Raw genomic sequence first — 20,425 nt, 5'->3', positions numbered from 1 at the left:
TCGGCGATGGCGTCGGCGTTGACGTCCAGCGCGGTCATGTTCGGGTTGGCCACGGTGTCGCAGGCCTGGTGGTAACAGATGTCGTAGGCGACGCCGGCGGTGCCGCCGAACAGGGCCGCCTCTTCCGGTGTCTTGATGCCCTCGGCGCCGGTGAAGATGCCGCCGGCGGGGATGCCGGTCGCGATGAACAGGCCGTAGTCGGAGCGGCCGTCGAAGTCGGTGCCGACGTGGCCGAGGCCGCGGCGGTCGAAGAAGGCCGCGAGCTGCCGCTCGATCTGCGCCGAACCGGGCGGTCCGGCCGGCGAGCCCACCGCGTCGGAGTCGTCACCGTCGTAGATCTTGTAGGCGTAGTTGGGCGAGGCCACCATGTCGAAGTTGAGGTAGAGCCGGATCCTGTCCCGCTGGGCGGCGGTCAGGCCCTCGACGTACTGGTCGGAGCCGAGCAACCCGATCTCTTCGGCGGCCCAGAAGGCGAAGCGGACCTTGTTGCGTACGGGGAAATACCGCATCTGCAAAGCGGTCTCCAGGATCGCGGCGGTGCCCGAGCCGTTGTCGTTGATGCCCGGACCGGCCGGCACGCTGTCGAGGTGGGCGCCGACCATCACGACGTTCTTCGGGTTGCCCAGCCGCGTCTCGGCGATGACGTTGTGGTCGGTGCCCAGCGTCAGGGTGGCATCGACCTTGAGCCGGACGGTGGCGCCTGGAATGGCGGCCAGCTCGTTCCCGACGGCGAAATCGGCGAAGACCATCGGGATATTCGCCCGCCATTCCCCGATGTCGATCGGGAAAGCGTCGGTACGCCCGGGTTGCCCCTCGTTGAAAATGATGATTCCGGAGGCGCCGGCGAATCCCGCGTTCCGCACCTTCGTCGCGAATGCGCACGTGCCCCGCTGAATCAGCGCTATCCGGCCCGCGACGAAACCGTTGAAATCGGCGGCCTCGCAGCCGCTGGTCGACGCGGGCGCCGGGCTCGGCGGCAGCGTGAGGTCGACGCCCTGCACCTGGGCCGTCACGTCGCCCGCGGGCGAGGGCTGGAACGTGTAGAAATCCTCGTTCGGGACGTAGGCCTTGGCGGTGGGGGCCGTCCGGTTCAGCATGGGCGGGCTGTTCTCGGTCCAGCTCTGCACGAAGTTGATCGGGTCGAGGGTGACCTTGTAACCGGCCCGGCGCAGCTTGCCGGCGACGTAGTCGCGGGAGGCGCGGTAGCCGGGCGTCCCGGCCGCACGGTTGCCGCCGTTGGCGTCGGCGATGGCTTGCAGGGCGTCGAGGTGCTGCTTGGCGTGGGCGCCGGTCACCTGCTTGACCAGGATTTTGGCGAACAATTCGTCGGGTGAGGTGGCGTTGGCCGGCGCCGGCTGGGCGACGATCAGGGCCAGGGCTGTCACCGCGGCAACAGCGCCGGCCGCCCCCTTTCGAAGGTGGATGCGCATGATTCCCCCGAATCATTGTGATCAATTGACAATCGCGACTCTCCATTCGCGAACGTAACGCGCGCTCCGGGGGTCAGGAATGGTCCGATCGGCTGGTCCGGCAAATGCATTCACGGCCGGGCCGGGCAGACCACCAGCGGCGGCGGGGCGGGAATCCGGGCCGCCGCGGAACAGTCGAAGCGCTGGTCGATCAGCGCTCGCACGTCGGGCGCCGACCGCGGCAGATTGAACCAGCCGTTCTGGATGATCAGGTATCGGGCGTCGCTGTCCTCGGTGAGGCAGCGCAGGTTGTCGGCGTAACTCTGCCGCTCACGCATCCGCGGCAGGACGGCCCCGCGCTGCAGCCACAGGGGTGACGGGTAGCGGCAACTCGTCGGGTTGCCCATGGCGTGGTTGATGGTGCCGTACGTCAGATACAGCACCGGGGTGTCCGGGCCGAGCTGCCGGCCGAACTCGGTCAGCGGCGCGTCGGACGAGCGGCCGACCGGCACGGTGTAGTTGTAATTGCTGAACGAGTACGGGTGCCCGGGCAGCACGGGCGGAAGCAAGGCGGCACTGAGCACGACCACCCCGGCGAACCACGGCAGGGCCAGCCCCGTACGGCCGGCGAAGAACCAGGCGGCGACGGCCAGCACGACCGCGGCCCCCTCGTACGCCCAGACCACCGTCGTGGCGTGCTCCAGCCGCCAGGGGGCGGGCTGGCGCAGCAGCACGAGGCTGGCTCCGGTGGCGATCAGCGCGGCCACGACCAGCGGCATGCGAAACCCGGGGCACAGCGCGAAGGCGGCGCCGCACGCTCCCGCGGCCAGCACGACGCTGGACGCGAAGTGGTAGTTGAAGAACTCGCCCTGCCCGTACGCGGGAGCCAGCGAGAACCCGGCCGCGAGCACCGCGATCACCGCGCCGAACCACCGCCGGCCGCCCGTTTCGCGCCGGATGAGCGCCACCGCGGCGGCCGGCCCCAGCACCAGGACGGGCGTGAGCACGGCGGCGTCCCCGATCGCGTCGCGCAGCTTGATCAGCTCGTCCTTGTAGATCCGCTGCGGCGCGCTGTGCACGAGGTTGGCCAGGTCGCCGAGCCAGATCCACTCCCACGGCTCGAAGTGCCGGACCAGGTAGAACCAGATTCCGGTCAGGACCGCGGTGGACAGCAGCGTCCAGGCGGCCCGGCGCCGGTCGTACACGGCGATGATGAGCAGGGCGATCAGCGCGATCGGGAAGGTGGACGCCTTGACCGCCACCACCAGCATCGCGACCGGGCCGGCCAGCAGCGCGCCGACCCACCACCGCCGGGGCGCGCAGGCGGCGCCGACCGCCAGGGCGCCGGCCAGCGCGGCCACCCAGTCCGGCTCGAGGAAGTGCCAGGGCGGGGCGACGATCAGCGCCAGCCCGGTGGCCCCGGCTATTCCGGCCGCGCCGGGCAGCCCGGACACCCGCCGGATCCCGACGAACAGCACAGCGACGACAGCCAGCACCAGAAGGTATGTCTCGGCGCGGATCACGTAATTCGTCGTGTCCGAGGCGGTCTCGCCGACGACCAGGACGCGCCCCTCGTCGAGCGCGGCCATGAAGATCTTGTAGCCGAGCGGCCGCGAGACGAAGATGTCCCAGAAGTTCACGCCGCCCCGGGTGGCCGTCTCGAGCGTGCCCAGGGCGTAACGCACGTCGCCGTTCAGGTTGGCCAGACTGGCCACCACCATCGCGGCCACCGCCGCCAGCACGGCCGTCGCCGCGCCGGCTTTCCGCGCCACTCCCCCGCGCTCCAGGTTCATCCGACTCTCTCGATCGCGCCGCCAAGCTTTGCCGCACCCTTGCACGCGTGCGTCGCCGACGCCACCCCGCGTCTTTCAGCCTGGATTCAGGCGCCTGCCCGGAACCGAGCGCCGCGCGATCCGGCCCCTGCGCGGCCGAGCCCGCCTTGACGTGTCGCCTTGCGATCTTGCGTCGGTGCGGCGACGATGGAAACGACGCAGCAAACGACGCAACTTTGCGCTAGCTTCTTCAGCGAAGCACCGCAACGATCGGAGTGGTCCATGTCATCGACTGCCTACGCACGCCAGGACGAGGCGGCGAGCACCCTGATCGCCGAGTTCGCCACCCTGCCGGCGGACGACCCGCGCCGCCGGCGCGTCCGCGACCAGGCCATCGAGGCCTGGCTGCCGCTCGCCCAGCACCTGGCCCGGCGCTACCACGGCCGCGGCGAGCCGTTCGACGACCTGCTGCAGGTGGCCGTGGTCGGCCTGATCAAGTCCGTCGACCGGTTCGAGCCGTCCCGCGGGGTCGAGTTCGCGGGTTTCGCCATCCCCACCATCCTGGGCGAGCTCAAGCGGCACTTCCGGGACCGCACCTGGTCGGTCCGGGTGCCCCGCCGCCTGCAGGAACTGCGGATGCGGATCACCAGCGCCAACAACGACCTGACCCAGACCCTGAACCGGGCGCCGACCGTCGCCGAGGTCGCGGTCCACCTGGGCGTCAGCGAGGAAGAGGTCATCGAGGGCCTGGAGGGCGCACGCGCCTACCAGACCGACAGCCTCTCCGCGCCCACCGGCGACGAGGGCTCGCCCGAGCTGGGCGAGACGCTGGGCGGCGAGGACGACGGCTACGAGCTGACCGAGATGCGGCTGGCCCTGGAACCGGCGATGGCCGCCCTGCCCCGGCGTGAGCAGCAGATCCTGAGCCTGCGCTTCTACGGCAACCTCACCCAGACGCAGATCGCTGCCAAGCTCGGCATCTCGCAGATGCACGTCTCCCGGCTGATCGCCCAGAGCCTGGCCACCCTGCGCAAGACCATCAACGACGGCGACTGAGGGCGTCCCGGCGTCAGGACCCCGGGCCCTGACGCCGGTGCGCCTCAGGTGCCGGCCAGCGAACCGCCGATACCGCCGACACTGAAGTACCGGTTGAGCGTCGCGAAGACGATGACCGGGGGCAGCATCATCACCACCGCCAAAGCCATCACCGACCCCCAGTCGGTGCCGTTCTGCTGGAAGAACGTCTGGACGCCGATCGGCAGGGTGAACCGCTCCTGCGAGCGCAGGAACACGATGGCGACCAGGTAGTCGTTCCACGAGACGAGGAACGTGAAGATCGCGGTGGACAGCAGGCCGGGCAGCGAGTTGCGCAGCACGATCCGGGTGAAGCCGGTGAACAGCGACGCCCCGTCGATCCAGGCCGCCTCCTCCAGCGACACCGGGATCGAGTCGATGTAGGCGGCCATCATCCAGATCGCCACCGACATCGACGCGCCGACATAGACGATGCCCAGGCCGACCAGGTTGTCGACCAGCCCGGCCCGGGCGAACAGGATGAACAGCGGGATCACCGCGGTGATCACCGGCAGCGACTGAACGACGAACAACAACAACGAGTACGCCGAGACCGACCGGCTGCGACCGCGGGAGAGCACGTACCCGGCGGGCGCGGCCACCGCGACCGAGACGGCCACCGTCGCCAGGGTCACGCCCAGGCTGTTGCCCAACCAGGTCAGCGTCGGGATGTCGGCGAAGATGTGGGTGAAGTTGGCCAGGCCGAACGCGGCGGTGCTGCCCGAGGCCACGCCGGGGCGCAGCGACAGGATCAGCACGGCCGCCACCGGCACCAGCACGACTGCGGTGATGAGCAGGATCGCCGTGAAGCGCCACCACCGGCCGCGGTCGGTCGTCATACGTGCGCCTTTCTGATCTGCCGGTACAGGGCCACGGACACGACGACCAGGCTCGCGGTCATCAGGAAGGCGATGGCCACACCCGGCCCGACCTGGAAGTTCTGGAAGACGGTGCGGTACGAGAGCACCACCAGCGAGGTGGTGGCGTCGACCGGCCCGCCCCCGGTGAGCAGGAAAATGGTCGGGAAGTCGTTGACGCAGAAGATCGTCATGAGGATCCACGAGATGTACGTGGACCGGCTGATCATCGGCAGCGTGATGTGCCGGAACTGCTGCCAGCGGGTCGCGCCGTCCACCTCGGCGGCCTCGTAGACAGCGCCGTCGACCCCGGCCAGGGCGGCGCCGACCAGCATCATCATGAACGGCACGCTGATCCACACCTTGAACACGCAGACCGTGATCTTGGCGAGCACGGGGTCGGCCAGGAAGAGCGGTGAGCCCAGCCCGAGGGCTTCCGCAAGGCTCGGCAGCGGGCTCTGCGGGGTGGCGACCAGCCAGTTCCACGCCGTCGACGAGACCACGACCGGAACCACCCACGGCAGCAGAAGCAACGTCTTGAACACCGTACGGCCGGGGATGCGGGTGCGGAGCAGGAGCGCCAGCCCCAGGCCGCCCAGCCAGCTGCCGAACACCCCGACCACGGTGAAGATCAGCGTGAACTGCACCGAACGCCAGAAGGCGGGGCTGGTCAGCGTGGCCCGGTAGTTCTCGAGCCCGACGTAGTCGCCCGCATTGATCAGCGAGCCGTCCCGCACCGACTGCAGCGCGGCATAGACCAGCGGGTACGCATTGATCAGCAGCAGCAGGACCAGCGAGGGCGCCACCAGCCAGAGCAGCATCCGCCGGGCCCGCCGCGGTTTTCGCGCACGGGTGGCCTCGGTCTTCGGATAGGCGGCGGTGATCGTCACTTGACGATTCCCTCCAGCGCCTTCTGCAGCGTCTCCAGCGCCGGCTTCGGGTCCTGGCCGGCCAGCACGGTCTGCGCGAACTGGGTGATCGGCTGGCTGGAGTCGACCGAGGCGAGCCCGCCGAACAGGGTCGGCGAGTTGGCCGCGAACGTCTTGGCCACGGGCGCCCACTCGGCGATGATCTTCGCCTTGGCCTTCTGCGCCTGGAACTCGGGCAGGGCGACGATCGACTTGAGCACCGGCAGGCCCGCGACCACGTTCTGCTGCCACAGCGTCTTCATGCTGCGGATGTAGTACGACAGGAAGGCCTCCGAGCCCTCTTGTGACGGGGTGTCGGCGTACATCATGATGTTGTTCTGGAAGACGAGGCCGGCCTTGGCGCCGCCGGGACCGGTCAGCGGGCTCATCACCTGCAGGTCGCCGTCGGTCTCACCGGTGTCGGTGTCCAGCCCCGCGGTGTGGATGCCCATCGCGACCTTCTTGTTCCGCCACTGCGTGATGAGGTTGTCAGTGGTGTAGCTGACCGATGCCGGGTCGACCGCCTTGGCCTTCACCATTTCCTGGACGAAGCGCATCGCCTCGAGGTTGGCCTCGGTGACCACGTCGACCTTGCCGTCGGCGTTGAACAGGCCGCCGCCGTTGTTCAGCATCATCAGGTGCAGGCCCTGGCTGCCCAGGTTGTTGCCGGCGCCCGCACCGGTGCCGAAGCCGAACAGCTTCCGCCCGGCCAGCGTGCGGCACGCGGTCAGCAGCTCGTCCCACGTGGTGGGCACTTGGACGCCGGCCGCGTCGAGCAGGGACTTGCGGTACCACCAGACCCGGAAGTCGAGCTGCCACGGCACCGCCGCGTAGCCCTTGGCGGTCTTCATCGCGTCCAGCTGGCCGGGCAGGAAGTCGTCGTACGTGCCGTCCTTCCGGAACTGGCTGACCACGTTGTCGGCGTACGCGATCGCGCCCTGGTCGGCGAACTGGAACGCCTGGAAGCCGCCGCCGGTGCTGACGGCCGGGCCGGTCTTGGAGGCGATGGCCGACGAGAAGGTCTGGCTGAAGTTGGCCCACTGCAGGCCCTGGTAGGTCGCCTTGGGCAGGCTGCCCGCCGGCTGGTACGCCTCGGTCAGCTTCTTGGCCGCCGCGGTGTAGTTCGCCTGCCCCCACGGCATGTCCCAGAACTTCAGGCGGCCGCCGTCACCGCCGCCGGACGCCGATCCGCCGCCGCAGGCCGACAGCAGCATTCCGCCGCCGACGGCGGCGCCCAGGCCGAGGAAGGCCCGGCGGGAGAGGTTCGTGTTCATGTTCGCTCCTTGAGTCCACGGCACAGGCCGGATGACCAGGACCGTAGGAGCTCGGGGATTGTTCAGGATCGATGACTGAGGCTGAACAACAGACGCCGAACATGACCCCGCGCGGGCGCGCGGGGTAACCGGGCTGGAACGCGTCGTATATACAGCACATTGGTCAACCACGATGGGAGGAACGGTGCCTAGACGGGAAAGACCGCTGGAATCCGAGGACTCGCCGTTGCTGCGGTTCGCCGGCGATCTGCGGCGGCTGCGCCGCCGCGCCGGTGGGCCGACGTACCGCGAGCTCGGCCGGCGGACCAACTATTCGGCCGCGGCGCTGTCCGAGGCGGTGGCCGGGCGCCGGCTGCCCAGTCTCGCGGTCACCGTCGCGTTCGTCCGGGCCTGCGCGGGGGACGCCGACGAGTGGACCGACCGGTGGCGGGACCTGGCCGCCGGGCAACCCGGCGCACCTCAGGAGACACCGCCGCCGTACGTCGGACTGGCCGCCTACCAGGTCGAGGACGCCGACCGCTTCTTCGGCCGCGAGGCGCTGACCGACACGCTGCTGACCCTGGTCGACGAGCGGCCGTTCACCGGGGTCTTCGGAGCCTCCGGCGCGGGCAAGTCGTCGCTGCTGCGGGCCGGGCTGGCCGCCCGCACCCGGCGGACCCCGCTGGTCGTCACGCCGGGCGCCGACCCTGTCGCCGAGCTGGCGGTGGCCGTGGCCGGTCTCGCCGACGAGCCGGTCGACCGGGTCCGCGACGACCTGGCGGCCGATCCGCAGGCGCTGCGGGGCTGGCTGACCAAGGCCGCCGACGACTCGCTGCTGGTGGTCGACCAGTTCGAGGAGTGCTTCACGCTGTGCGACAACGACGCCCGGCACTGGCTGGTCCGGGCGCTGACCTCGGCCGCCGGCCCGCACAGCCGGGTGGTGGTGGGCGTACGGGCCGATTTCTACGGGCACTGCGCGCGCCATCCCGAGCTGGTGGCCGCCCTGCACCGCGCGCAGGTGCTGGTCGGCCCTATGTCGGCCGAGGAGTTCCGGTCGGCGATCACCGAGCCGGCCACGCGGGCCGGGGCGTCGCTGGAGACGGCGCTGGTGGCCCGGCTCGTCTCGGACGTCGCCGGCCAGTCGGCCGCGCTGCCGCTCGTCTCGCACACCCTGGCCGAGACGTGGCGCCGGCGGCGCGGCATGGTCCTCACGCTCACCGGCTACGAGGACGCCGGGGGCATCCGGCACGCGCTGGCCCGTACCGCCGAACAGACCTTCGACGGGCTGGGCGAACCGGACCGGGCGGCCGCCCAGCGGCTGTTCCTGCGGCTGGTGGTGCCGGGCGACGGCACCGAGGACACCAAACGACGCGTCCGGCGGGCCGACCTGGACGTGCCGGACGCTCTGATCGAGCGGCTCGCCGCCGCCCGCCTGATCAGCCTCGACCGGGACAGCGTGGAACTGGCCCACGAGGCGCTGCTGCACGCCTGGCCGCGGCTGGTCGGCTGGATCGCCGCCAACCGCGACGACCTGCGCACGCACCTTAGGATCAGCGAGGCCACGGCCGTGTGGGAGGCGCACGGCCGCGACCCCGACACGCTGTACCGGGGCGTGCGTCTCGAACAGGCGGCCCGGCTGCGCGACCGGCTCAACCCGCGCGAGCGGTCCTTCATCGACGCCGCGTCGGCCGCCGAACAGGCCCGGATCGCGGCGGAGCAGCGCGCCACCCGCCGGCTGCGCCGGCTCGTCGCCGTGCTGGCCGCTCTCGCCGTCCTGCTGGCCGGCACGGCGGCCGTCGCGGTCACGGCGCAGCGCTCGGCCACCCGCCAGCGCAACGACGCGATGTCGCTGCGAGCCGTGGACGCCGCCCGCGGCCTGCTGGCCGCCCGCCCGCACGACGCCGAGGTGCTGGCCCTGGCCGCCCACCGCGTCGCCCCGAGCGAGCAGTCCCACGACATGCTGGTGCTGGCCCACGCCGCCGCCACCGCCACCTCGCTCGGCGGAGGCTTCGTGACCACGCCGGGCCGCAAGGTGGCGATCACGATGGAGCCGGGCGTGACCACCGGCGAGCAGTTGTGGCGGCCCGACGGCGCCTCATGGCTCCCCGCGGGAGCCCTGCCGACCGGCGACAGCTTTCTGCGTCTGCTGAGCGCGGACGAGCACCGGGCGCTCTACCAGGAGGGATCCTCCTCGACGTTGTGGGACCTGTCCGATCTCGACCGGCCCCGCCGGATCCCCGTTCCGGACGAGCTGCCGCCGGCCGACAGCATGGACGCGACGGGCACCCTCATCTCCGCCATGGGCGGCAACGGCACCGCCGTCCTGTGGCGGGTCGGTGACGATGCCGTACGCCGGTTCCCCGCATCCGACGTCGAAAGCACCGCCCTGCTGCCCGACGGCTCCGGGCTCCTGCTGTGCCGGCGCGTCGGCGACGGCGAGTACACCCTGGAGCAGTGGACGCTCGAAGGCGCCCGGACGGCGACACTCGCGCGCGAGCCGTACCGCATGTATCCGTCGGCCGGACCCGGTGGGCTGGTCGCCGTGGCCTCCGAGGCCGGGGAGGCGATGGTGCTGGACGCCCGCGACTCCTGGGCCGTCCGCACGGTGGCCCGCGTCGAGGGTCTCGAGCACCCGACGATCACGGCGTTCGACCCGGGCGCACCGGCCGTGGCCCTGACCGACCCGGACCGGGTCCAGCTGTGGGACGCCGCGTCGGCCACGGCGCTGCTCTCCCTGGACGCGCAGGGACTGCACCTGGGTTCGCCCCGGGCCGACGGCGGGCGGGTCGCGGTGCTGGGTCCGCGCGGGGCGCTGTGGCAGCTGGACAGCGACGTGCCGCGGGTCGTCCGCGAGATCTGCGCCGGGCCGGTCACTGTGGACTGGGCCCGCTACTTCCCGGGCACGGAGCCGAAGTCCCTCTGCCCTTGATTCCCTTCATCCGCGACAAGTGCCTGCCGGAAAACTGTTACGTCTTTTCGCCCCACCCCTGAGCTGGCTTTTTTCGTCGCACCTTTCCGACTGACTGTGGGAGCGCTCCCGTAACATTTACGAACGCCTATTTCTAGGGAGCGTTACCATGATCAGATCTCGGACGACCGGCGTCGGCCTGGTCGCGATCGGCGCCGTGGCCCTGGCCTCGGCGGCGGTCGCCGTGGCGGGGCCGGCCGGCGCCGCGGCCGCGGGCTGCTCGGTCACCTACGCCGTGTCCTCGCAGTGGCAGGGCGGTTTCGGCGCCAACGTGTCGATCACCAACCTGGGCGATCCGCTGACGGCCTGGACGTTGACGTGGTCGTTCGAAGCAGGCCAGAGCGTGACCCAGGCCTGGAACGCCACGGTGACCCAGAACGGGTCGGCGGTAAGCGCACGGAATGCGAGTTACAACGGCTCGGTCGGCACCGATGGAACGGTGTCGTTCGGTTTCAACGGCTCGTCCGGAAACACCAATCCCGTGCCCACCGGTTTCGCCGTCAATGGCGTGGCCTGCACGGGTGGCACCACGACACCGCCGCCGGCCACCCCACCGACCACTACGCCGACGACTCCGCCCACCACGCCGCCGGCCACGTGCGCCCTGCCCTCGTCGTACCGCTGGTCGTCGACGGGCCCCCTGGCGCAGCCGAAGTCCGGCTGGGCGTCCCTCAAGGACTTCACCATCGCCCCCTACCAGGGCCGGCAACTGGTGTACGCCACCACCCACAGCAGCAGCGCCACCGGCGGCTGGGGCTCGATGAACTTCGGCCTGGTCGACAACCTCGACCAGCTCGGCTCGGCCAGTCAGAACACCATGAGCCAGGGCGCCGTCGCACCGTCGCTGTTCTATTTCGCGCCGAAGAACATCTGGATCCTGGCCCACCAGTGGGGCCCGACCGCGTTCTCGTACCGCACGTCCACCAACCCGGCCAACGCCAACGGCTGGTCGGCCCCGCAACCACTGTCGACCGCGTCGATCACCGGCTCCAGCACCGGCGTGATCGACCAGACGATCATCGGCGACGACCAGAACATGTACCTGTTCTTCGCCGGCGACAACGGCAAGATCTACCGCCAGATCATGCCGATCGGGAACTTCCCGGGCAGCTTCGGCTCCAGCTACACGACCATCATGAGCGACACCTCGGAGAACATCTTCGAGGCGCCGCAGGTCTACAAGGTGCAGGGCCAGAACCAGTACCTGATGATCATCGAGGCCAGGACCAGCTCCTGGGAACGCTACTTCCGCTCGTTCACGGCAACCAGCCTCGGCGGCGCCTGGACCCCGAACGCGACGACCTACAACAACCCGTTCGCGGGCAAGGCCAACAGCGGAGCCACCTGGACCAACGACATCAGCCACGGCGAGCTGCTGCGCACGAGCGCGGACCAGACGAACACGATCGACCCCTGCCACCTGCAACTGCTCTACCAGGGCCGCTCCCCCAGCTCAGGCGGAGACTACGGCCTGCTGCCCTACCGTCCCGGCCTGCTGACCCGCCAGCGCTGATCCACCGACCCACCTGCTGCCCGCCCTCCACTGAGACGGGCAGCAGTTGGTGTCACAGGGTGAAAACGACGGTCGAGATGCTGCGGGCGGGCACCGTGACCGTGGCCTGGCCACCGTTCACAGCAACCGGCTGCGCGGCCGCGTTGACGTTCTGCGAGGTCACGAAGTACTCGGCCCTGGCCACGTTCTGGGGCGCTTGCACCACCGCGTTGCCGACCGCGCTGTTCGAGCGGTTGAGCACGACCAGCGTGATCTTCCCGCCGCCCTGATAGGCGGTCACCTCGAGCGGCGACGCCTTGGCACTCTTGGTCAGGGCCACTCGCTGATAGCCGGGGCGGACGAACTTCGCGTACTGCGAGAAGGCGTACCCACGCTTGAGCGGAGCCCCCGCCGTGGTGCCGTAGGCGGCCTCGCCGTCACCGATGAACGAGTAGTACCGCTTGCCGTACCACCAGATGTAGGCGTTCCAGTTCGACTCCATCGACTTGTGCACGGTGCGCATGATGTCGTCGAGCGTCTCGTTCCAGACCGCCTGATTGCCCGGGTTGCCCCAGATGTTCGAGCCGTTGCCGTCGGCCTCGTGGAAGTTCCATTCGGTCATCCACACCGGCTTGTTGTTCTGCTCGGCCAGTGCGTACGGCTTGAGCCGCCCCGAATCCTCGGTGCCGTAGAGGTGGCCGCCGATGTAGCCGATGTTGTTGCGCGCGGCCGCGTCGTTGAGGGTGGGATCGGTGTAGCCGTAGTTCAGGTTGACCGCCTCGGCCACCATCAGCTTGGTGTTCTGCACCTTGGCGCCCTGGTCCCGCACGAAGTTGCGCAGTTCGGCGCCGCTCCAGTCCATCGAGTCGTAGTCGGAGTGCCAGTCCGGCTCGTTCTGCACCGAGGTGACGTCGACCGGGACGCCCTGCGCACGCATGTACTGCACATAGCTGTTGAGATGGTTGGCGTAGTCGTCGTAGAAGTCGGTCTTCAGTTTGCCGCCGTTGACCCGGCTGTTGTTGGTCTTCCACGCCGCCGGCGCCGTCCACGGCGAGGCGAGGATCTTCACACCCGAGCCGTACGACTTGGCGGTGCGCAACGCGTTCACCTGGGTCGGCCATTCGCCGGATACAGGCGAGATTCCCGTCCGTACGATCGACAGGCCGAGCTGATCGGGGCCGAGCCCGACCAGAGTCTGCGTCTCGGCGGTCGACCAGGCTCCACCCCAGATCGAGACGGCGGCCCCGAACCCGTCGATCGTCTGGTACCGGGTGGCGCTGTTGACGCTGATGTCCGGCGTCCCCACTGGCGGCGTGGTGGGCGGTGTCGTCGGGGGTGTCGTCGGCGGCGTGGTGGGCGGTGTCGTCGGCGGCGTGGTGCCGCCGTTGCAGGCCATCCCGTTGACGGTGAAGCCGGTCGGCACCGGGTTGGTGGCCCCCGACGACCCGTTGAAGCCGAACGACACGGTGGCGCCGGTGGCGACCGACCCGTTGTAGCTGACGTTCCGGGCAGACACAGCCGCCCCGCTCTGGGTCACCGTGGCGTTCCAGGCCTGCGTGACAGCCTGTCCCGCTCCGAACGACCAGCCCAGCGTCCACGCGGTCAACGGGTCACCGAGGTTGGTGATCGCCACCTCGGCGCCGAACCCGCCCTGCCACTGCGACGTGACGGCGTACCGGACCGAGCAGCCGGCCGCCGCCGCTCCAGCGGGTTGGGCAAGGACGACGGCGGCCGAGGCCAGCACGAGCCCGCCGGCCGACCACATCGCGGCCGCAGATCTCCGGGGTTTTCGCATGGGGATTCTCCTTCAGGGGACAACGGTGCCCGGAGATTACGGGAGCGCTCCCACGCGTTCCAAGTGCGGCTTTCCGGCCGCTGCCACGCCCGGTGCCGCCGTATCACATTTACGAGTGGCCCTTTTCCAGATAGCGAAGCAAATGACACGCACACCGCCGGCGACTTCCGAACTGCCTTCCTCGTAACGCTTATCCGGGACCGTCTTTTTCTCGCATCTGCCAATTACGCTGTGGTGAGGCGGAAGGTGGACTGCTGGACGTAGGCGGCGGTCTTTTCCTCCGGGTCCAGGCGCAGGCGGCCGTCGAGGATGCGCACGAGCCGGTCCGGGTAGTTGGACGAGCGAAAACGCACGGTGCCGGCCTCCGCGCCGCGCTCGGGACAGAACGTGGCGTCCCGGCGATAGAGGTCGCGGTCCTCCTCGGTGTTGAGCACGATGCGGAAGGACGCGTGCCGGACGTACCGGCCGTCGGCCGAGCGCAGGGACAGGCACTTCTGGTCGGCGATGCCGGGCTGCGCCGTCACCACGATGCCCTCGGCTCCGGTCCCTTCGACCATCTGCTCGCCGTCCAGGACGATGACGACGCCGGGATCGGCGGCCGGATGGAGGACGACCGGCCCGGCCGGCACCAGGCCGGTCGCGCTCGGCGTGGCGGCAGGTCGTGACGGCGTCACCGGTGACGTCGTCGCCGGCGGGCGGGTCCGCCGCGGTGGGGTCACCTCTTCGGACGGCTCCGCCACGGCCGGCGGCGCCACCGATGTCACGCCTTGCGGCGTCCCGGACGGATCGGGCAGCGCGAGATAGACACTGCCGGAGATGGTGGCGCCGGCCAGCACGGCCGCGGCCACCTTCACCCCGATGACCGGCCCGAACCAGCCGGAGCCGGCGGCGACGCCGGCCCCAGCACCACCGGCTGCTCCCGCCCCGGCCGCGACACCGCTGACCGCGCCCGCCGCGAGACCCCCGGCCGCAGCCGGCAGAGGAACCAGGGAGGCGCCGAGCACCAGCCGCTCCAGCGGCACGAAGCCGGACCGGGCGGCCCCGCAGACGCGGCAGTCGCGCACGTGGCGGGCGAAGCGCTTGCGCCGGCGGGGACCCGGCGTGCCGTCCCAGTCCCGGGCCAGTTCGTCCAGCTGGGGGCAGCGTGGGCTCTGTTCCAGGGCAGCCACCACGAACCGGCTCAGGTCGAGCTGGTTTCGCATGCGCCGCAGGCGTACCCGGGCGTGCGCCGAGCGCAAGCCCAGCGCGGCCACCACCTCGGCCCGGGTGAGTTCACCGGCCACCTCGCGCCACCACAGCGCCGCCGGCTCGCGGTCGTCGGGGTCGAGCCAGGCGGTCGCCGCGACGACCTGCCGGCGCTGGTCGGACAGGCCCATCCGCAGCAGGGTGAGGTCGGCGAACTCGGCTTCGGGGTCGGGGACGCGCCCGGCGTCGTCCAGCGGAACCGTCCGGTCCTGGTCCTGGCGCCACGACCGCAGCCGGGTGCTGATCTGGTGGTTGGCGATGGCGACGAGCCAGGACCGGAAGCTGGCCGGAGTGCGCAGCGTCGGCAGGTCCCGGTACGCCCGCAGCACCGTCTCCTGCACCACGTCGTCCACGTCGGCGTGTCCGTCCAGCGCCCGCCCGACGACCCGGTAGAGCAACGGGAGGTGGGCCGCGATGAGCGCGTCGGCGGCGTCGCGATCCCCGTCGCGGGCGGCGGTCACCAGGCCGATCGGATTCGTCTCGTCGTTCTCTGTCACGCCGTCGCCGCGCCGGGCGCCTTCCATACCGGCGTGGCCGCCCGCCCCGCCGCTGTGCAACGCCACTCACACCTCCGTGCGGCCCACTTGCCGATGACGGCCGATGATAGCCGCAACATTCTCGTAAAAAAGGTGGCGCCTCGCCTCAATTTCGCCGGCAGTTTCTGTTACGCCCGGCCCCTCGGCGCAGCCACCGCATTTGTGATTGTGGGCTTGAAATGCTCCGGCACCATTTGCCATTGTCTATGGGAGCGCTCCCGCAGCCCATTCCGCCGTTCCCCTGGAGATCTCATGCAGATCCGGAAACGCCCACGCCGGACAGCGTTGCTGGCGATGGTGTCGGCCGCCGCGACGGCGGCGACCGGCCTCGTGTTCGCGAGCACGGCCGACGCGGCCACCACGCTCGGCGCCTCGGCCGCCGAGAAGGGCCGCTACTTCGGAGCCGCCATCGCCGCCGGCCGGCTCGGCGACAGCACCTACACCCGACTGCTCACCACCGAGTTCACCTCGGTCACGCCCGAGAACGAGATGAAGTGGGACGCCACCGAGCCGCAGCAGGGCCGGTTCTCCTTCACCAACGGCGACCGCATCCTCAACCAGGGCCTGTCCAACGGGTCCAAGGTTCGCGGGCACGCGCTGCTCTGGCACGCTCAGCAGCCGGGTTGGGCGCAGTCACTGTCCGGCAGCGCGCTGCGCAACGCCGCCATCAACCACGTCACCCAGGTCGCCGGCCACTACAAGGGCAAGATCTACGCCTGGGACGTGGTCAACGAGGCGTTCGCCGACGGCGGCAGCGGCGGCCGGCGCGACTCCAACCTGCAGCGCACCGGCAACGACTGGATCGAGGCGGCCTTCCGCGCCGCGCGGGCCGCCGACCCGGCCGCCAAGCTCTGCTACAACGACTACAACACCGACGGCATCAACGCGAAGTCGACCGGGATCTACACCATGGTCCGCGACTTCAAGGCCCGCGGCGTCCCGATCGACTGCGTCGGCTTCCAGTCGCACCTGGGCACCGGCATCGACTCGAGCTACCAGGCCAACCTGCAGCGCTTCGCCGACCTCGGGGTCGACGTGCAGATCACCGAACTGGACGTCCAGCAGGGCGGCAACCAGGCGAACATCTACGCCACCGTGACCCGGGCCTGCCTGGCCGTCGCCCGCTGCACCGGCATCACCGTCTGGGGCATCCGGGACAGCGACTCGTGGCGCGACGACAACCCGTTGCTGTTCGACGGGGGCGGCAACAAGAAGGCCGCGTACACCTCGGTGCTGAACGCCCTCAACGCCGGCGGCACGACCACACCGCCCAGCTCCCCGCCGGTGACCACCTCGCCGCCCCCGAGCGGCGGGGGCGCCTGCGCCGCAACCGTGTCGCTCAACTCGTGGAACGGCGGCTACGTCGCGACCGTGCGCGTCAACGCCGGGTCCGCCCCGGTCAACGGCTGGACCGTCGCCGTCGCCCTGCCCTCGGGCAGCGCCGTCACCAGCACCTGGAACGCGACGGCGACCGGCTCGCCGGGCACGGTGAGCTTCCGCAACGTGACGTACAACGGGCAGATCCCGGCCGGTGGCCACACCGAGTTCGGCTTCCAGGGCACGGGCGCCGGCCCCACCGCCACCCCGGCCTGCACCGTCACCTGATCCCCGGTGGTGCGCAACGGCCGTCGCGCTCGTGGGTGCGACGGCCGTCCGGGGTTCACGGTCGCGCGGCCGCCGGTCGTCGTTCCCGGGCGGCCGACGGCGCGACGCCGTACACCGAGGCGTAGGCGGCGGCGAACCGGCCGAGGTGGGTGAAGCCCCACCGGTGCGCCACCCGGGCGACCGTGTCGCCGCCGTCGCTCAGCAGGTCGCTGTGGGCTCGTTCCAGCCGTACGCGTCGCAGGTAGGCGGTCGGCGCCAGGCCGACGTGGTCGCGGAAGCCCTGCTGCAACGAGCGCACGCTCGTGCCGCCGATCCGGGCGAGCAGGGCGACGGTGTACGCCCTTTCCGGTTCGGCGTGGATGGCCTCGATGACCTGCCGGATGTGCCGGGGGCGGGCGGGGCCGGCCGGACGGTGCAGCAGGCCCCGATAGCGGTGGTCGGCGGCGTACAGAACGGCGTTGATCATCGCCTCGCGCAGAGGATCACCGACGATCGGCCGGTGCAGCGCGGTGTCCGAGCCGTCGAAGACTCCCGCGTAGACCCGGAACAGCCGCAACCACGTCGGCTCCCCGTGCGTCGGGAGCTCGGGGCGAAAGTCGACCGGACCCTCGACGTACTGGCCGATCAGCGCCTCCAGATGCCGCTCCAGATCACGGCGCTCGATCTGCAGGTACATCAGCTCGGTGCCGGCGGCGATCCGGTTGCGCCGGACGGCCGCCGGTGGCCGGTAGAGCCCGGCGGTCGCCGGGGTGAGCGACCACTGGCGGCGTCCCTCGTCGACCCGCAGCCCGCCGGAGCCGACGAGCGCCAGCGCGTAGACGTCGGCGCTGTCGGTGGTGACGGTCATGTCGTCCGACACCCGGGAACGAGCGACGCCGACCTGACCGAGACGCCGGTAGTCGACCGCCAGACCGGGCGGGTGGTGGCTGGAGTGACCGGGGGTCGTCAGCCTGATCCTCGGGTACCGAGCATACCGGTTCACGATGTCGGCGAGGCTGGACGACGAGAACGATCCGTCGCCCTCGTCGCAGCTGGCATCCTGCATGCCGGTTAACCGGGACCCTGAGTTCGATGCCGCATGGCCACCACCCTAGGGCGATCCGCCCGTGCTGGGAGCGATCCCAACGGGCCGAACAAATAAGACGATCAGGCGGCGAACTGTCACCGGTCGAGGTTGAGCAGATGGCCGTAGCCGCTGGCTGATCGCCGATATGGGTCCTGAGTTCCGGGACGCGCCTGGACCGGCCGACGACGCGACGAATCAGTGAACGTTAACAGGCAGCTGGCACGACGAACTCGCTGGCGGCAACTGCGAAAGACGGGCGCGAAAAACTGTTACGGCTTGACGCTCCAAGGCGTCGTTATATCTGAGAAGTTCGATGCCTTGAGTCGGCCGCAACATTCTGGCAACATCAGGCTTCCCAGTTTGTGAACGATCACATATCGTTGCGGGAGTCCTCATGCGACTACGACTGACCGCCCTCTTCGCGGTCCTGCTCACCGGCGCCGCCGTGCTGCTGAGTGCGCCCGGCGCCGAAGCGGCGACGGTGGACACCTCGGCCTGGTACGTGCTGGTCAACCGGACCAGCGGCAAGGCCCTCGACGTCTACAACCTGGCTACCACCGACGGCGCCCGGATCACCCAGTGGGCCCGCAACGACGGCAAACAGCAGCAGTGGCAGTTCGTCGACTCCGGGAGCGGCTTCTACCGCCTCAAGTCGCGCCACTCCGGCAAGGTGCTCGACGTGGCCGGCGCCTACACCGCCAACGGCGCCGCCGTCAACCAGTGGACCGACAACAACTCGGCCAACCAGCAGTTCCGCCTGGCCGACTCCGACGGCGGCTACGTCCGCCTGATCGCGCGGCACAGCAGCAAGGCGGTCGAGGTGCAGAACGCCGCCACCACCGACGGCGCGAACATCGTGCAGTACGACGACTGGGGCGGCGCCAACCAGCAGTGGCAGCTCGTGCGGGTCGGTGGCGGCACGACCAACCCGCCGTCGGGCACCTTCACCAACCCCGTGGTGTGGCAGGACTTCGCCGACGGCGACATCATCCGGGTCGGGGACGCGTACTACTGGTCGGCGTCGACCATGCACTACTCCCCCGGCGCGCCCATCCTGCGCTCGTACGACCTGGTCAACTGGGAGTACGCGGGCCACTCGGTGCCCCGGCTCGACTTCGACTCCGTGGCCTACGACCTGAACGGCTCCCGGGCGTACGTCAAGGGCGTCTTCGCCTCGACCATGCAGTATCGCCGCAGCAACAGCACGTACTACTGGATCGGCTGCATCGAGTACAACCGCACCTACGTCTACACCGCCTCAGCAGTCGACGGCACCTGGACGAAGCGGGCCCGGATCAACGGCTGCTACTACGACGCCGGGCTGCTGATCGACGACAACGACACGATGTACGTCGCGTACGGCAACACCAGCATCAGCGTCGCCCAGCTCTCCGCCGACGGGCTCAGCCAGGTCCGCTCCCAGCAGGTGTTCCAGACCCCGGCCGGCGTGGGCACGCTCGAGGGCGCCCGGTTCTACAAGCGCAACGGCTACTACTACATCTGGCTGACCCGCCCGGCCAACGGCCAGTACGTATTGCGTTCGAGCAGCCCCTTCGGCCCGTACGAGATGAAGCAGGTGTTGCTCAATCTGCCGGGTCCCATCTCGGGCGGCGGCGTGCCGCACCAGGGCGGGCTGGTGCAGACCCAGAACGGCGACTGGTACTACATGTCGTTCGTCGACGCCTTCCCCGGCGGACGGGTGCCGGCCCTGGCCCCGATCAGCTGGAGCTCGGACGGCTGGCCGGTGCTGCAGACCGTCAACGGCGCTTGGGGCACGACCTACCCGAAACCGAACATCACCACCTCGCGGACCGTGCAATCGATGCTGTCCGACGAGACGTTCGGCGGTTCCACGCTGGGGCCGCGCTGGGAGTGGAACCACAACCCGGACAACTCCCGATGGTCGCTCAACAACGGGTTGCAGCTGCAGACGGCGACCGTCACCAACGACCTCTACAACGCCCGCAACACGCTGACCCATCGCGTGCAGGGTCCGGCCTCGACCGCCACCGTCGAGCTGGACCACAGCACGATGCGCGACGGCGACCGCTCCGGGCTGGCCATGCTGCGTGACTCGTCGGCCTGGGTCGGGGTCCGGCGCGACAACGGCCAGACCCGGGTCGTGATGACCACCGGGCTGACCATGAACAGCAGCTGGGGCACCACCGGCACCGGCTCGGAACAGGCGAGCGCGGCCGTCTCCGGCGGGCGGATCTGGTTGCGGGCGCAGGCCGACGTGCGGCCCGGGTCGGGACGGCAGGCCACCTTCTCGTACAGCACGGACGGGGTGACCTTCACCCGGCTCGGCCCGGCCTTCACGCTCAACAACGCCTGGCAGTTCTTCCCCGGCTACCGGTTCGCGATGTTCAACTACGCCACCCAGGCCCTGGGTGGATCCGTGACCGTCAAACGCTTCACCATGACCGCCCCCTGAGGAGTTCCGCC

Annotated in this window: 12 protein-coding genes and 2 pseudogenes; 5 read left to right on the top strand and 9 right to left on the bottom strand. The window is 70.2% G+C overall.

What is annotated here, in order from left to right:
• Positions 1-2: 2 nt before the first annotated feature.
• The 3 genes and pseudogenes from OWR29_RS00670 to OWR29_RS00660 form a co-directional block, all read right to left on the bottom strand.
• Positions 3-656, bottom strand: a pseudogene (locus tag OWR29_RS00670) (M28 family metallopeptidase); the annotation flags it as partial.
• Between the two features lie 69 nt (positions 657-725).
• A pseudogene (locus tag OWR29_RS00665) lies at positions 726-1,097 on the bottom strand (PA domain-containing protein); the annotation flags it as partial.
• A gap of 443 nt (positions 1,098-1,540) precedes the next feature.
• On the bottom strand, positions 1,541-3,202 hold the full coding sequence (locus OWR29_RS00660; protein WP_267560233.1) for a hypothetical protein: 1,662 nt from the start codon (positions 3,200-3,202) through the stop codon (positions 1,541-1,543).
• Between the two features lie 261 nt (positions 3,203-3,463).
• On the opposite strand from OWR29_RS00660, the gene OWR29_RS00655 reads away from it, so the two are divergent.
• Entirely contained in the window at positions 3,464-4,237 is a 774-nt protein-coding gene (locus OWR29_RS00655; protein ID WP_267560231.1) for an RNA polymerase sigma factor SigF, read from the top strand.
• Positions 4,238-4,281: 44 nt separating this feature from the next.
• Here the strand turns inward: OWR29_RS00655 and OWR29_RS00650 are convergent, their stop codons facing one another.
• The 3 genes from OWR29_RS00650 to OWR29_RS00640 are packed head-to-tail and all read right to left on the bottom strand — an operon-like array spanning position 4,282 to position 7,294.
• Positions 4,282-5,094 (bottom strand): carbohydrate ABC transporter permease, encoded by an 813-nt coding sequence (locus tag OWR29_RS00650; RefSeq protein WP_267560229.1) that lies wholly within the window; start codon positions 5,092-5,094, stop codon positions 4,282-4,284.
• Positions 5,091-6,002, bottom strand: a complete 912-nt coding sequence (locus OWR29_RS00645) for a carbohydrate ABC transporter permease (protein WP_267560227.1) — start codon at positions 6,000-6,002, stop codon at positions 5,091-5,093. The genes OWR29_RS00650 and OWR29_RS00645 overlap by 4 nt, the downstream gene beginning before the upstream one ends.
• The gene (locus tag OWR29_RS00640) at positions 5,999-7,294 is read right to left on the bottom strand and encodes an extracellular solute-binding protein (protein WP_267560224.1); all 1,296 of its coding nucleotides are present in this window, start codon (positions 7,292-7,294) and stop codon (positions 5,999-6,001) included. The genes OWR29_RS00645 and OWR29_RS00640 overlap by 4 nt, the downstream gene beginning before the upstream one ends.
• Before the next feature lie 184 nt (positions 7,295-7,478).
• Between OWR29_RS00640 and OWR29_RS00635 the strand changes: the two genes are divergently transcribed.
• Both OWR29_RS00635 and OWR29_RS00630 read left to right on the top strand, forming a co-directional pair.
• Entirely contained in the window at positions 7,479-10,202 is a 2,724-nt protein-coding gene (locus tag OWR29_RS00635; protein WP_267560222.1) for an nSTAND1 domain-containing NTPase, read from the top strand.
• A 148-nt stretch (positions 10,203-10,350) separates the two neighbouring features.
• Positions 10,351-11,754 carry a non-reducing end alpha-L-arabinofuranosidase family hydrolase gene (locus tag OWR29_RS00630; protein WP_267560220.1) on the top strand — a complete coding sequence of 468 codons (1,404 nt, stop codon included), beginning with the start codon at positions 10,351-10,353 and terminating at the stop codon, positions 11,752-11,754.
• Between the two features lie 52 nt (positions 11,755-11,806).
• On the opposite strand, the gene OWR29_RS00625 is transcribed toward OWR29_RS00630, so the two are convergent.
• On the bottom strand, positions 11,807-13,528 hold the full coding sequence (locus tag OWR29_RS00625) for a cellulose binding domain-containing protein (protein ID WP_267560217.1): 1,722 nt from the start codon (positions 13,526-13,528) through the stop codon (positions 11,807-11,809).
• Positions 13,529-13,752: 224 nt separating this feature from the next.
• Complete coding sequence (locus OWR29_RS00620) at positions 13,753-15,336, bottom strand: sigma-70 family RNA polymerase sigma factor (protein WP_267560215.1); 1,584 nt, start codon at positions 15,334-15,336, stop codon at positions 13,753-13,755.
• 225 nt (positions 15,337-15,561) lie between these two features.
• Between OWR29_RS00620 and OWR29_RS00615 the strand changes: the two genes are divergently transcribed.
• On the top strand, positions 15,562-16,914 hold the full coding sequence (locus tag OWR29_RS00615) for a glycoside hydrolase family 10 protein (protein ID WP_267560213.1): 1,353 nt from the start codon (positions 15,562-15,564) through the stop codon (positions 16,912-16,914).
• A 55-nt stretch (positions 16,915-16,969) separates the two neighbouring features.
• Here OWR29_RS00615 and OWR29_RS00610 read toward each other — a convergent pair whose 3' ends face one another.
• Positions 16,970-17,959 carry an AraC family transcriptional regulator gene (locus OWR29_RS00610; RefSeq protein WP_267560211.1) on the bottom strand — a complete coding sequence of 330 codons (990 nt, stop codon included), beginning with the start codon at positions 17,957-17,959 and terminating at the stop codon, positions 16,970-16,972.
• Positions 17,960-18,374: 415 nt separating this feature from the next.
• On the opposite strand from OWR29_RS00610, the gene OWR29_RS00605 reads away from it, so the two are divergent.
• Entirely contained in the window at positions 18,375-20,414 is a 2,040-nt protein-coding gene (locus OWR29_RS00605; RefSeq protein WP_267560209.1) for a family 43 glycosylhydrolase, read from the top strand.
• Positions 20,415-20,425 lie beyond the last annotated feature (11 nt).

This window comes from Paractinoplanes pyxinae (genome assembly GCF_026626335.1).
Lineage (GTDB): Bacteria > Actinomycetota > Actinomycetes > Mycobacteriales > Micromonosporaceae > Actinoplanes > Actinoplanes pyxinae.
This window is presented reverse-complemented; position numbering and strand designations above follow the sequence as displayed.

Coding starts and splice junctions, on each gene's coding strand:
- OWR29_RS00660 (WP_267560233.1), bottom strand. CDS start 3,202: ATGAACCTGGAGCGCGGGGGAGTGGCGCGGAAAGCCGGCGCGGCGACG.
- OWR29_RS00655 (WP_267560231.1), top strand. CDS start 3,464: ATGTCATCGACTGCCTACGCACGCCAGGACGAGGCGGCGAGCACCCTG.
- OWR29_RS00650 (WP_267560229.1), bottom strand. CDS start 5,094: ATGACGACCGACCGCGGCCGGTGGTGGCGCTTCACGGCGATCCTGCTC.
- OWR29_RS00640 (WP_267560224.1), bottom strand. CDS start 7,294: ATGAACACGAACCTCTCCCGCCGGGCCTTCCTCGGCCTGGGCGCCGCC.
- OWR29_RS00630 (WP_267560220.1), top strand. CDS start 10,351: ATGATCAGATCTCGGACGACCGGCGTCGGCCTGGTCGCGATCGGCGCC.
- OWR29_RS00625 (WP_267560217.1), bottom strand. CDS start 13,528: ATGCGAAAACCCCGGAGATCTGCGGCCGCGATGTGGTCGGCCGGCGGG.
- OWR29_RS00615 (WP_267560213.1), top strand. CDS start 15,562: ATGCAGATCCGGAAACGCCCACGCCGGACAGCGTTGCTGGCGATGGTG.
- OWR29_RS00610 (WP_267560211.1), bottom strand. CDS start 17,959: ATGCAGGATGCCAGCTGCGACGAGGGCGACGGATCGTTCTCGTCGTCC.
- OWR29_RS00605 (WP_267560209.1), top strand. CDS start 18,375: ATGCGACTACGACTGACCGCCCTCTTCGCGGTCCTGCTCACCGGCGCC.